At 61.4% G+C, this 12,155-nt stretch carries 12 protein-coding genes and 1 pseudogene; 9 read left to right on the plus strand and 4 right to left on the minus strand.

Features of this window, described 5'->3' with window-relative positions:
• The first annotated feature begins 15 nt into the window (after positions 1–15).
• From NKI16_RS07570 to NKI16_RS07605, 8 genes are all read left to right on the plus strand, one after another.
• Positions 16–1,074: an aromatic/alkene monooxygenase hydroxylase subunit beta gene (locus tag NKI16_RS07570; RefSeq protein WP_352922478.1), complete on the plus strand. Its 1,059-nt coding sequence runs from the start codon at positions 16–18 to the stop codon at positions 1,072–1,074.
• A 16-nt stretch (positions 1,075–1,090) separates the two neighbouring features.
• On the plus strand, positions 1,091–1,462 hold the full coding sequence (locus NKI16_RS07575; RefSeq protein WP_023675589.1) for an MmoB/DmpM family protein: 372 nt from the start codon (positions 1,091–1,093) through the stop codon (positions 1,460–1,462).
• 87 nt (positions 1,463–1,549) lie between these two features.
• Positions 1,550–2,626 (plus strand): NAD(P)-dependent alcohol dehydrogenase, encoded by a 1,077-nt coding sequence (locus NKI16_RS07580; RefSeq protein WP_023675590.1) that lies wholly within the window; start codon positions 1,550–1,552, stop codon positions 2,624–2,626.
• Positions 2,627–2,667: 41 nt separating this feature from the next.
• Positions 2,668–3,690, plus strand: a complete 1,023-nt coding sequence (locus NKI16_RS07585; protein ID WP_352922482.1) for an amidohydrolase family protein — start codon at positions 2,668–2,670, stop codon at positions 3,688–3,690.
• 5 nt (positions 3,691–3,695) lie between these two features.
• Positions 3,696–4,493 carry an iron-sulfur cluster assembly protein gene (locus NKI16_RS07590; protein ID WP_023675592.1) on the plus strand — a complete coding sequence of 266 codons (798 nt, stop codon included), beginning with the start codon at positions 3,696–3,698 and terminating at the stop codon, positions 4,491–4,493.
• A gap of 76 nt (positions 4,494–4,569) precedes the next feature.
• Positions 4,570–6,201 carry a molecular chaperone GroEL gene (locus NKI16_RS07595; RefSeq protein ID WP_023675593.1) on the plus strand — a complete coding sequence of 544 codons (1,632 nt, stop codon included), beginning with the start codon at positions 4,570–4,572 and terminating at the stop codon, positions 6,199–6,201.
• Between the two features lie 47 nt (positions 6,202–6,248).
• Entirely contained in the window at positions 6,249–7,292 is a 1,044-nt protein-coding gene (locus NKI16_RS07600) for an NAD(P)-dependent alcohol dehydrogenase (RefSeq protein WP_352458624.1), read from the plus strand.
• 188 nt (positions 7,293–7,480) lie between these two features.
• The gene (locus NKI16_RS07605; RefSeq protein WP_023675595.1) at positions 7,481–7,978 is read left to right on the plus strand and encodes a DUF1097 domain-containing protein; all 498 of its coding nucleotides are present in this window, start codon (positions 7,481–7,483) and stop codon (positions 7,976–7,978) included.
• 101 nt (positions 7,979–8,079) lie between these two features.
• Here NKI16_RS07605 and NKI16_RS07610 read toward each other — a convergent pair whose 3' ends face one another.
• From NKI16_RS07610 to NKI16_RS07620, 3 genes are all read right to left on the minus strand, one after another.
• The gene (locus NKI16_RS07610; RefSeq protein WP_352922485.1) at positions 8,080–10,167 is read right to left on the minus strand and encodes a sigma-54-dependent Fis family transcriptional regulator; all 2,088 of its coding nucleotides are present in this window, start codon (positions 10,165–10,167) and stop codon (positions 8,080–8,082) included.
• A 100-nt stretch (positions 10,168–10,267) separates the two neighbouring features.
• Positions 10,268–10,741: a hypothetical protein gene (locus NKI16_RS07615; RefSeq protein WP_023675596.1), complete on the minus strand. Its 474-nt coding sequence runs from the start codon at positions 10,739–10,741 to the stop codon at positions 10,268–10,270.
• 186 nt (positions 10,742–10,927) lie between these two features.
• Entirely contained in the window at positions 10,928–11,233 is a 306-nt protein-coding gene (locus NKI16_RS07620) for a ribbon-helix-helix domain-containing protein (RefSeq protein ID WP_023675597.1), read from the minus strand.
• Positions 11,234–11,471: 238 nt separating this feature from the next.
• On the opposite strand from NKI16_RS07620, the gene NKI16_RS07625 reads away from it, so the two are divergent.
• Positions 11,472–11,867 carry a VOC family protein gene (locus NKI16_RS07625; protein ID WP_023675598.1) on the plus strand — a complete coding sequence of 132 codons (396 nt, stop codon included), beginning with the start codon at positions 11,472–11,474 and terminating at the stop codon, positions 11,865–11,867.
• Positions 11,868–11,967: 100 nt separating this feature from the next.
• On the opposite strand, the pseudogene NKI16_RS07630 reads toward NKI16_RS07625, so the two are convergent.
• Positions 11,968–12,155, minus strand: a pseudogene (locus NKI16_RS07630) (LysR family transcriptional regulator); the annotation flags it as partial.

Raw genomic sequence — 12,155 nt, forward strand, 5'->3', positions numbered from 1 at the left:
CAAGGGAGAGAGACTATGCCTGCAACCTCGAGTTCAGTCGGATCCGGAGCCGCCGGCGCGGCGATCTTCGCCGACTCCGACAGCCGGAAATACCGGTATTTCGACCCGAAAGGCCAGCGAGCCACCCACTACGAGGACATGACGGTCGACGTTCAGCCCGACCCGGAACGCTACCTGATCCAGGACTGGATCATCTCGTTTGCCGACGGCAAGGGCGCCTATGTCAAGCAGAACACCGCCGCGCAGAGTTCCAACTGGCACGCCTTCCGCGCTCCCGACCAGGAGTGGGAGCGCACGCACTACCAGCGCCAGTCGAAGATCGAGACCATGGTGCAGAGCGTCATCAACAATGCGCGCAAGTCGGGCACCCCGAAGACCTTCGACAAGGCCTGGATCAAGATCCTGCAGACACAGCTCGGCGCCTGGAAACACGCCGAATTCGGGCTCGGCACGTCGCTGATGCAGGCGCAGCGTTACGGCTACACACAGATGATCAACAACGCGACGCTGACCAACTCGTCCTACAAGCTGCGGCTTGCCCAGGACATCACGCTTTACCTCGCCGAGATCGGGATGGACCACCCCGGCTGGGACGACGAGCTTGGCAAGAAGGCGTGGCTCGAGGACAAGAACTGGCAAGGCACGCGCGAGGCGGTCGAGACCATCATGGGCGCGACCGATTATCTCGAGCAGTATTTCGCCATCAACATCATCTTCGAGCCGCTGGTCGGCGAAGTGTTTCGCTCCGGCTTCCTGATGCAGATCGCCGCCGCCAACCATGATTTCATCACGCCGGCGGTGATTTCGGCAGCCGAGGCCGACTACGAGCGCAACCTCGCCAACACGATCGACCTCATGCACCTGCTCGCCAATGACGAGAAGCATGGCGCGGCCAACAAGAAGCTCTTCCAGGGCTGGGTCAAGAAACATGGCGCGCTCGCCGACAAGGCAGCCATCGGCCTGCAGCCGATCTGGTCGATGCCGCATTCCAAGCCGGTCGCATTCGCGGATGTCCGTGCCAAATCCGAGGAACGGATTGGGCAGATACTCGGCGAACTTGGCCTCAAGCGCTGAAACAGGAGAAATCGTCATGTCACTAGCAGCACGCGACGCAACGCATTCCAACATCTTCAAGGCGATGAAGGACATCACCTTCGAGCAGACGATTTCGCACCAGTGCGGCGTCACCATGAACGACTCGGTCGAAGCCAGGGCCATCGCTGAATTCATGGGCTTGAAACCGAACGTATCCGTCACCTACCAACCGGCGATGATCCGCATCGACGGCACCGGCAAGCTGATCTTCAAGATGGACGAGATCAGCGAATATCTCGGCCGCGAGATGACGGCGGAAACCTTCGAGGTCAACAGCTCCACCCACTACGGCCGCATGGTTCGCGTCGACGACAACACCGTGATCCTGTTCGGCAACATGGACGAGATGTTCGAATACATCGAATAGCCAGCGAAATGAGTGCCGGAAGGCAGGTATTTTTCCGGCACTCCACGCAAGTCGACTGAAAACTGCCGGACTGTAGAGGAAATACGAATGTCTTCGAAAATGAAAGCTGCTGTGTTTGTCGAGAAAGGCCGCATTGTCCTTGAGGACAAGCCAATTCCCGATATCGGGCCTCAAGATGCGCTTATTCGCGTAACCACCACGACCATTTGCGGGACCGACGTCCATATCCTCAAGGGCGAATATCCGGTCGTCAAAGGCCTCACAATTGGTCACGAGCCGGTTGGCATCATCGAGAAGCTCGGATCAAGCGTCAGCGGCTTCAAGGAGGGCCAGCGTGTCATCGCTGGCGCGATCACCCCTTCCGGCTGGAGCCATGCCTGCCTGTGCGGATGTGGTTCTCAGGATGGCGCCGGCACCAAGCACGGCTGGCAGGCGATCGGCGGCTGGAAGTTCGGCAATACCATTGACGGCTGCCAGGCCGAATATGTCCGCGTGCCGGACGCAATGGCCAATCTTGCGCCGGTTGACGACGGCGTCACCGACGAGCAGGTGCTGATGTGCCCGGATATCATGTCGACCGGCTTCGCCGGCGCCGAAACCGGGGGCATCCGGATTGGCGACACCGTTGCGGTATTTGCCCAAGGACCGATCGGTCTCTGCGCCACCGCCGGCGCAAAGCTCATGGGCGCAACGACGATCATAGCCGTCGACACTGTGCCGGCTCGCCTGGAGATGGCCCGCCGGATGGGCGCTGACATCGTCGTCGACTTCAAGAAGGAGAATCCCGTCGACGCCATCATGAGGTTGACGGACGGGCGCGGTGTCGACGTCGCGATCGAGGCATTGGGCACTCAGGCAACGTTCGAGGCCGCTCTGCGTGTTTTGCGTCCGGGCGGCGTGCTGTCCAGTCTCGGCGTCTACTCCTCCGATCTCAAGATTCCGCTCGATGCATTTGCCGCGGGCCTGGGCGACAAATCCATCCGAACGTCCCTTTGCCCCGGAGGCAAGGAGCGGATGCGCAGAATGCTGGGAGTGATCTCGGCAGGCCGGGTCGATCTCGGCGGCCTGGTCACGCACCGCTTCAAACTCGACCAGATCGAGGACGCTTATGAGCTGTTCGCAAACCAGCGCGACGGCGTCCTCAAGGTCGCAATCACAATCTGATCCGCAGCCATTCAAAGCAACGCATTCGCGTGGAGGAAAAAATGTACAGAACACCGGAAGGCAAGGACATTTTCGTGGTCGACGGCCACACCCATTTCTGGGACGGCAGCCCGGAAAACCAGAAGAACATCCACGGCAAGCAGTTCATCGAGTGCTTCTATGCCTATCACACTGGCTTGAGCCCGAAGGACCAGCTGTGGGAGAAGAGCAAGTTCGAGAAATACAGCGCCGACGATCTCTATCGCGACCTGTTCATTGACGGTCCCGACGATGTGGCGATCGTGCAATCGACCTATCTCAAGGACTTCTACAAGAACGGCTTCAACACGATCGAGCGCAACGCCGAGGTGGCCAAGCGCTATCCCGAGCGTTTCATAGTCAACGGCGCCTTCGATCCGCGCGACGGCGAGAAGGCACTTGAGTACATCCACTTCCTCAAGGAGACCTACAACGTCAAGGGCGTGAAGATGTACACGGCCGAATGGAACGGCGCTTCCAAGGGCTGGAAGCTCACCGATCCCGATGCCTACAAGTGCTTCGAACTCTGCGACAAGCTCGGCATCAAGAACATCCACGTGCACAAGGGTCCGACGATCATCCCACTCAGCAAGGACGCCTTCGACGTGCATGACATCGACCACGCGGCGACGGATTTCCAGAACCTCAACTGGATTGTCGAGCATTGCGGCCTGCCGCGCCTCGACGATTTCTGCTGGATCGCGACGCAGGAAACCAACGTCTATGGCGGGCTAGCGGTGGCGCTGCCCTTCATCCATTCCCGTCCGCGCTATTTCGGCGAGGTCATCGCCGAACTGCTGTTCTGGATCGGGCCGGAGAAAATCCTGTTTGGTTCCGACTACGCGATCTGGACGCCGCGCTGGCTAGTCGAGAAATTCTGGGCCTACCAGATCCCAGAGGACATCGCCGCAGAACGTGGTGGGCAGCTGACCGACGAGATCAAGGAGAAGATCCTCGGCCTCAATGCGGCGCGTCTCTACAACATCGACGTGGAAGCCAAGAAGAAGGCGCTTGCCAGCTCGCCCTTCAGCATCGCGGCGGAGTAGGAGCCATGGCAACCGCCAGCGTTTCCGGCGGCCGCGAGAAGGAACTCTGGCGGCGCCTTGGTGAGGTCAACGACCCGGAACTCGACGAACCTGTCACCGAGATGGGCTTCGTCGAGCGGGCCGCGGTGACGGGCGATGGCAGCGTAGAGATCGACTTCCGCCTGCCGACCTACTGGTGTTCGCCCAACTTCGCGTTCCTGATGCTGGACGGCGTCCGCAAGGCGCTCGACCAGCTCTCCTGGAAGCCGGCCTATCGCGTCAAGCTGCACGACCACATGTTCGCGGAAGAGGTCAATCGCGGCATGGCAGAGGGCAAGGCCTTCGGCGACATCTTCGCTGTGCTTGCCGAGGATCAGGATCTTGGCGCCTTGCGTGAGACCTTCAGGATGAAGGCATTCAAGCGGCGCCAGGAGGCGGTCCTGCGCGGCCTGCGGCAGCACGGCCTGACCGATCGCGAAATCCTCGGCATGGACCTGCCGGCCTACGACGTCGCGCGGTTCGAACCGGGTGAGGCGGCCCAACAGCAGCCGAGGTACCGGGCGGCTCTGCTTGAGCGTTTTCCCGACCGCCGGGCCGACGATCCTGTGTTCGTGACCTGGGAAGGGCAGAAAATCCCACCGGCCGCACTCAGTGCCCACCTCGCCGAACTGCGCGGTGTGCGCATCAACATGGAGTTCAACGGCGCGCTGTGCCGGGGGCTCAAGCAGACCAGATACAAGGAACTGGATGTGATCGACGGCGAACCGACGCTGGTCGATTTCATTCTGGATCGCGTGCCGGCCGGAACGGCGCCGACTGCCTGAAGCAGAACTGACACAACGGCCTCCCTTGCACGAGGCCCCTAACCAACAACCCGCCCGTAAGGCGGAAGGAGGAATCATGCCCAAGATAATGCTTCACAACTCCGAAGCCCGCCGTGCTCTTGCCCGCGGTGTCTTCCGGCTGGCTGCGGCCGTCGAGCCGACGCTCGGCCCCAAAGGCATGAACGCCATGATCGACCGACCGATCGGCACGCCGATGGTGACCCGCGACGGTGTCAGCATCGCCTCCGAGATCGAGTTGCACGACCGTTTCGAAAATATGGGCGCGCAAGTCGTGCGCGAAGTGTCGATGCAGACCAACGAGGTCGCCGGCGATGGCACCACGACGGCGATCGTGCTCGCCAACGCGCTCATCCAGGGTGGCGTCGAGGCGAATGAGCGCGGCGCCAAATCCGTCGATCTCTGCAAGGGCATCGACCTTGCGGTGGCGGCGGTGGTGGCCGCGCTCAAGGCGTCGGCCAAGCCGGCCAAGGGCAACGGCATCTTGGCTTCGGTCGCCAACATCGCGGCGACCAACAGCAAGCTTGGCGCGCTGGTGGCGGAAGCCCATCAGCGGGTAGGCGCCGAAGGCGTCATCACCACCGACTTCAGCGTCACCACCGAGACCACGCTCGACGTCGTCGAGGGCATGTCCTTCGAACGTGGCTATCTCTCCCATCACATGGTGACCGATCAGGAGAAGATGGAGGCCGTGCTCGAGCGGCCCTACATCTTGATGACCGACCTCAAGATCAAGGAGCCCGGGCAACTCGATGCGGTTCGCCGCATTGCCGACGAGGCCGGCCGCCCGCTGCTGATTGTGTCCGAGGAAATGTCGCCGGAAGTGGTGGTGACGCTGCTCGGCAAGCAGGGGCCAGGACGATATCTCGTCGTCCATCCGCCGGAATATGGCCACTGGCGCAAGGCGATGATGGAGGATCTGGCCATCATCACCGGCGGCAAGGTGATCGCGCGCGATCTCGGTGGCCGGCTGGAGGATATCACCGCCGAGGATCTCGGCACGGCCGACCGGGTGAAGACCAGTTCGTCCTACACCTCGATCATTCGTGGCGGCGGCGACCATGCGGCAATCGCCTCGCGCCGTGCCCAGGTGCAGCGGCAGTATGAAGCCGCGCCGCCGAACATCGACCAGGACAAGCTGCGCGAACGCCTGGCCAAGCTCTCCGGCGGAACGGCGATCCTTTATGCCGGCGGCGTCACGCCGGTCGAGCAGAAGCGGACCATCCAGCTGATCGAGGATTCCTTGAATGCGGTTCGGGCCGCATCCGAAGAGGGCGTGGTCGCCGGCGGCGGCTCGGCGCTCGCCCAGATCGCGCCGCTGCTCGACAAGATGGCGGCCGGCGTCGACGGCGATGTCGCCGAGGGCGTGCGCCTGGTGCGGTCGGTTTTGTCGCGGCCGCTGTGGCGCATCGCCGCCAATGCCGGTGCCGATCCTGACGCCGTGGTAGTCGAGGTCACCCGCATCAATGGCGGCTATGGCTACAACGCATCGACCGGCGCGTACCAGAACATGTTCGAGGCAGGCATCATCGATCCGGTCCGCGTCACCTACACCGCCCTCGCCAACGCAGCTTCCGTGGCAACGCTGATCCTGACCACCGAAACGCTGATTGGCGATCTCGCCGAGGATGAGGATCCGACGGCCGGACCGGCGCGTGGCGGCGGCTCGGAAAAGCTCGGCCGCGCCTGAAGCGACAAATTCCAACGGAACGATTTCGACGTTGAAAGGATACGACGATGAAAGCTGCCAGACTGTACGAATACGATCCCAAGATGAACGTCCTGCTCAAGATCGAGGAGGTCAAGGCACCGACGATCACTGCTCCCGACGAGGTGATCGTGCGGGTGGGTGCCGCCGGCCTCTGCCGCACCGACCTGCACATCATCGAGGGTGTGTGGAAGCCGACCATGGATCCCGAAGGCACGCTGCTGCCTTACATCATGGGCCATGAAAATGCCGGCTGGGTCGAGGAGGTCGGCAGCGGCGTCCGCTCGGTCAAGCGCGGCGACGCCGTGATCTGCCATCCCTTCCGCTCATGCGGCATCTGCCTCAACTGCCGCCATGGCGAGGACATGTATTGCGACAACGGCCAGTTCCCCGGCCTCGGCATGAATGGCGGCTTCGCCGAATACTTCATCACCAGCGAGCGATCGCTGATCAAGCTCAATGCCAACATCACGCCGATCGAAGTGGCGCCGCTGGCGGACGCCGGCATCACCGCCTACCGCGCCGCCAAGCGGGCCGCCAAACTGCTCCGCCCAGGCAGCTATTGCGTGCTGCTCGGCATAGGCGGGCTTGGCCACATCGCGCTGCAATCGCTGCACGCGATTTCGGGCTGTCGCATCATCGCCGTCGATCGCGAGCCGGCGGCGCGGGTACTGGCAAAGGACCTTGGCGCCGATTTCATCCTCGATGGTGGGCCGAATGTCGTCGAGGAAGTCGCCCAGATCACCGGTGGCGGCGCCCATGTGGTGATCGACTTCGTCGGTGAACTCGGTGTCGAGAACATCTGCTGGAAGATGGTGCGCAAGGGTGGGCAATTGTTCGTCGTCGGCTATGGCGGCAACATCAACGTGCCGACCGCGCATCTCGTTATCGAGGAGATCAATATCGGCGGCAGCCTGGTCGGCAATTTCACCGAGCTTGTCGAACTGATGGAGCTCAACGCCGACGGCAAGGTGAAGATGCACTACACCGAGTATAACCTCGCAAGCATCAACACCGCGCTCGACGATTTCAAGAACCGGCGGTTCACCGGACGCGGCGTCATCGTCCCCTGAAACATTTGGACCGAACGTGGCGCGGAACGGCTACCGCGTCCGGTTCGATCTGACTGCTTGCCTAACCCGGCAAGCCTTCCTTCTGAGCTCCGTGGCTGATGCCATGGCATTTCCGTATCGGGACGTCAGCGAAGCGCGATCCTGAAACGAGTTTCCTTGCTTCGTGGTGTGGAAAACGGGAGGACAACATGGATCTTGTTACAGGGCTGGCCGTCGTCATCGGCATTATGGGTGGCATTGCAACGTGGGCAGTGATCACGATCGGCAACCCCTATCTGCTGATCTGGGCGGTATTTGTGGGCTGGGGGAGTTTCTATCACTGTGGCGGCAAGGCAGCCGGGTTCAAGAATTCGGCGGTTGCAAACCTCTGGGGAGCGATCTGCGCCGCCGGCGCATTGATAGCACTGACGTCCATTGGTGTTACGGCGATCATGGCCGGCATTTGCGTCGGCATTTCAATCATAGTCCTGATTCTCGCCGCCAAGCTGCCTTTGCTGAGCGCCATTCCGTCAGCGGTCTATGGCTACGCAACAACCGCCGCGCTTTTTCTGCTTGCCGCCGCCGCTTACGGCGAAGGCGCCAGCGGCATCACCAAGGTCGCGGCCGCTGCGGTGATCTCGCTGATCATCGGCAACATCCTCGGCTATGTCTCAGAGAAAGTGACCGGTGCTGTCGTAAAGGCCTGATCATTTCCGCGTCCGCTGCCTGAAGGCAAGCTAGTCGACGAACTTCCCCCAGCCCCGCGGCGCGAATGCCGCGGGTTTTGTGCCGGTGAACGGACCTGGGTCTAGATGAAACCGCGCCGGATGCCGTATTGTCCGAGCTTGCGATAGAGCGTCGGCCGCGAAATACCGAGCCTCAGCGCGACCTTGCTGAGATTGCCACCCTCTGCGGCGAGCGCGTTCTTGATGACCTGGCATTCTGCATCCTCGAATGTGCACACCGGTGCTTCGAGCATGGCTGCGGGATGATCGCCGTGCATGGTCATATTGTTGCGATTGCCCGTACTGATTTCCCCGGGAAGATCCTGAAGCTCAACGGTGCCGCCGCGCGCCAAGATGTGCAGCCGCCCAATGAGGTTCTTCAGTTCCCGCACATTGCCCGGCCAATGGTAGGCGAGCAGGGCCTCGAGCGCTTCGTGCGAGAATTCAAGCGGGTCCTCGCCTGCTGTGGCGGCGATCTGCCGGTTGAAATGTTCGATCAGCAGCAGCACATCCTCACCGCGCTCGCGCAGCGGCGGGACCGTGATCGAGACCGCACCAATTCGATAATAGAGATCGCGCCGGAAGCGGCCGGCGGCAACTTCCTGCTTGAGATCGCGATTGGTCGAGGCGACCATGCGCACATCCACTGGGCGACCCCGGCTGTCGCCAATGCGGTTGACCACGCGCTCTTCCAGGACGCGCAGCAGAAACGGCTGGATCTCGAGTGGCAATTCGCCGATCTCGTCGAGACTGAGGACGCCGCCGTTGGCGAGCTCGAAAACACCTGGCTTGCCGTCCCGCGAGGCGCCGGTAAAGGCGCCGGCGACATGGCCGAACAATTCGCTGCCAAAAAGATCCTTGGTGATCGCCCCGCAATTCATCGCGATGAACGGATCGTTCGCCGCGCGCCGGCTGCCTGCATGGACGAGCCGGGCAAACAGCTCCTTTCCAACTCCCGTCTCACCTTCGACCAATAACGAAGCCGCGCTGTTCGATTGAGCGACACGACAGGCGATTTCAATGGCGGCCAGCAGCGCCTCACTCTTGCCAACGATCATGGCGACAGCATCCTGAAGGTGCTTGCTCGCTTCCCTACGGACCACCGTCACGCTGGAGACTGTCGGCACGGACGGGAACACCAGTGCCGCGCCGCGGAGATCGCCGTCGAGCTTGAGTGGCGTGATGTGGCAGGATCGCAGATGTGCCGGCAGCGCCTTGGTGAGGTCGGCGTCCGACCCGGACGACGGAAGGTTCATCAGCCAACGGCCACGACCAGGTTCCATCGGACCGTCCATCATTTCTGTGGTCTCGCCGTCGGGCACATTGTTGCAGAAGATGGCGCGGCCGCGATGGTCGACGATCACCAGCCCGTCTTTTCGGCGGTAGCTGGGAGCCGAGGAAATGAAGGCTTCGAGCAGGCGCGTGCGCTGTTCCTGCTGCTGTTCGGCCAAGGCCTTTTCGATTTGCCGGGCTGTGGCGGCAACGAGCGCGGTGTTGTGCGGCCGGAAGATCGGCGAATAGCCTGACAGGTCGACGACGCCGATGATCTTGCCGTCGAGCGGATCGCGGATCGGCGCGCCAGCGCAAGTCCAGGATTTGATGCCGGCGCAGAAATGCTCGGCCGCATGGACGAAAGTCGGCTCTCCGGTCCACAGCGCCGTGCCGATGCCGTTGGTTCCGACGGCATCCTCGTTCCATTTGCCGCCGATGGCGAGGTGGATATCCATGCCGTCATGCAGCGTCTTCTTGTCGCCGATGGCGTCGATCAGCACGCCGTCGCTGTCGGCCAGAACCAGCATCGCGCCCGTCCCATCCAGCAGCTGGCCAAGGGAGGCGAACGACCGCCGCGCCGCCGAAAGCAGTTCGGCATTGGCGCGGGTCAGATATTCGATCTCGTCGCGATCACTGCTCAGCGGCGCTTCAATACCTTGAGCGTTGATGCCGCCGGTGGCGCTGCGATACCAGGAATCGTGAATGAGAGAGCGGACGTGGTTGGGGTGGATTGGACCGCGGGCACATTTGGGCTCGTCGGCCAGAAAAGTTTCCCAGGCGCGCATGGTAGCGCGCTCGTCATAGTCGATGTTGCTCAGAACCATTTGCCCGGCGGCCAGCGACGCACGCGCCGGAACAGCATCGATCTTCATCTGATTGGGGCCTATCTCGCGTTTCATTCAGCCATCACAGAACCTTTTGAGGTATGCCATTTCTGTATGCTGTCGCGTTCGTATGCTGACGCGGATTGGACGTGCACAAGCACAGGCGTCTGCACGGTCAGTCGATGCCGAGTTTCGCGCCGATGTCGGCGGCAAGCTGTTCTTCGGTGTAGGTGGCGGCAAGGCGGGACCCGTCCAGGTCGGCAAGCGCCTCGGCGACGGTTTCGTCGACCGGCGAGAAAAAGCCATTCTGCTTCGTTGCCAGGACGAAGATCTGTTCCCCACTCCGATTGCGGATATCACCGATATGATGAAGTTGGCGGCCTGTGTTCTGATCTTTCGAGACCACGCGGCCGTTCATGGTGACCTGGATGGACGGCCTGGCTTCGGGCACAGGCACCGCGCCGCCACCAACATGGATGATCAGGCCTTCCGCCTTCGGTTGCTGGCGTGGTTTCCTGGAAGCCGAATAGCCGCCGCCGCTGATCTGGTCGGCAAGGCGAACGATGGTCGAACGGTTCTGCTCGATCAGTCTTTTGACTTGTACGTCCTCGCGCCGCGGGCCATCCCGCTTGGAGATAATCTCGACCATGAATCCTCCCAGATTCGCTCAGCATTGCCGTTGATACGGCTCATTTCTTCTTTTGTGGTGAACTCTACACCGCCTCGGTGAAGTTCGCCATTCATATCACATAGCGCCAAAATTCGGGTCGCTGGTAGCAGGCGGCTGCTACACGGGATTTCCGGTACCCCGACGTTTTGAATAAATGCCCGCGGGTCAGGCTGCCTTGTTCGTGAATTCCGAGGGTTCGCTGTCGAGTGGTTGCCTGTCGCGCAGATAGAGCGCGCACGTGGTGCGCAGCATGGAGGCAAAGTTCGGGATATGCCCGTTGATCTCCAGTGCTTCATCGTAAAGCGTCGAGAGGAATTTCGGCGCCGTCATCCCCTGTCCATGGGCGATCTCGTCCAACAGCGTCCAAAAAGTGGCCTCAAGCTGGATGCTCGTTGAATGGCCACCTATTCGAATGGAGCGATTGACCAGCCGATACCCTTCCGGATCCTGCCCGGCAAAGACCTTACACATGCGAAGACCTCCCGTTTGATGGCTTTGTGCGAAAGCGCGGTTTCTGCGCTCATCCGCCGGGATGATACCAACCCGACGCGCATTTTCTGCTCAATTTGCAGTGACTACAATCGGACCTTAGTGCGTAGACCAGCTTTAAGCCAATTTCTCGACGTGGTAACCGGCTGCCACCCCTTTTTGCAACCAATGGGCCACGGTAGGCGCGTTACCGAGACCACGCGGCAGACTGGAGGCTCCTTTGGCGAAAGCAATTCATTCCATGATCCGGGTGGTGGACGAGAGCCTGTCGGTCAGTTTCTACAGAAGGGCATTCGGATTCGATGTTGCGGACCGATTGGATTTCGTCACGTTCACACTGGTTTATCTTCACAATGCGGAAGCCGATTTCGAGCTTGAACTGACGATCAACAAGGGCAGGGAAGAGCCCTACGCGCTTGGTGACGGCTATGGCCACATGGCTCTTTGCGTCGACGATATCGAGACAGAACACAAGCGCTTGGCGGCGGCAGGTTTCAATCCGCGAAAAATTGTCGAGTTCAACCACGAAGGCGAGCTGCTTGCGCGGTTCTTTTTCGTGAGCGACCCCGACGGTTACCAGATCGAAGTGCTGCAGCGCCACGGCCGCTACCAATAGGGCGTTGCGCGCCGCATGTGGCAGTGCAATCTGACTTGGCTGTCGGCCAGGGCATGAGTGCCAGCGTGCGGCTCAGCTGGCGGCCGATCGACGCTGGGGCTTACCGAATCGGCGTCTCGCCGCGAAACAGCGGCTGGTGCGCCCGCATCAAGGCGGCAATCCGGTCGGCGACTTTTCGTACCGGCGGGGAGTGACGTTCCTCATGATGGGTGACGATCCATTGGTCGGTTTCAAGTTCGGGGATAGGCTGAGCAACGCGAACCAGCCGCGGATCGCCGTCACCGACGA

Source organism: Mesorhizobium sp. M0698 (genome assembly GCF_040320455.1).
In the GTDB taxonomy this organism is placed as follows: Bacteria; Pseudomonadota; Alphaproteobacteria; order Rhizobiales; family Rhizobiaceae; genus Mesorhizobium.

What these genes read in the sequence shown, in the direction of transcription:
- NKI16_RS07570 (WP_352922478.1), top strand. Translation starts at nt 16, where the DNA reads ATGCCTGCAACCTCGAGTTCAGTCGGATCCGGAGCCGCCGGCGCGGCG.
- NKI16_RS07575 (WP_023675589.1), top strand. Translation starts at nt 1,091, where the DNA reads ATGTCACTAGCAGCACGCGACGCAACGCATTCCAACATCTTCAAGGCG.
- NKI16_RS07590 (WP_023675592.1), top strand. Translation starts at nt 3,696, where the DNA reads ATGGCAACCGCCAGCGTTTCCGGCGGCCGCGAGAAGGAACTCTGGCGG.
- NKI16_RS07600 (WP_352458624.1), top strand. Translation starts at nt 6,249, where the DNA reads ATGAAAGCTGCCAGACTGTACGAATACGATCCCAAGATGAACGTCCTG.
- NKI16_RS07585 (WP_352922482.1), top strand. Translation starts at nt 2,668, where the DNA reads ATGTACAGAACACCGGAAGGCAAGGACATTTTCGTGGTCGACGGCCAC.
- NKI16_RS07615 (WP_023675596.1), bottom strand. Translation starts at nt 10,741, where the DNA reads ATGGTCGAGATTATCTCCAAGCGGGATGGCCCGCGGCGCGAGGACGTA.
- NKI16_RS07605 (WP_023675595.1), top strand. Translation starts at nt 7,481, where the DNA reads ATGGATCTTGTTACAGGGCTGGCCGTCGTCATCGGCATTATGGGTGGC.
- NKI16_RS07580 (WP_023675590.1), top strand. Translation starts at nt 1,550, where the DNA reads ATGTCTTCGAAAATGAAAGCTGCTGTGTTTGTCGAGAAAGGCCGCATT.
- NKI16_RS07595 (WP_023675593.1), top strand. Translation starts at nt 4,570, where the DNA reads ATGCCCAAGATAATGCTTCACAACTCCGAAGCCCGCCGTGCTCTTGCC.
- NKI16_RS07610 (WP_352922485.1), bottom strand. Translation starts at nt 10,167, where the DNA reads ATGAAACGCGAGATAGGCCCCAATCAGATGAAGATCGATGCTGTTCCG.
- NKI16_RS07620 (WP_023675597.1), bottom strand. Translation starts at nt 11,233, where the DNA reads ATGTGTAAGGTCTTTGCCGGGCAGGATCCGGAAGGGTATCGGCTGGTC.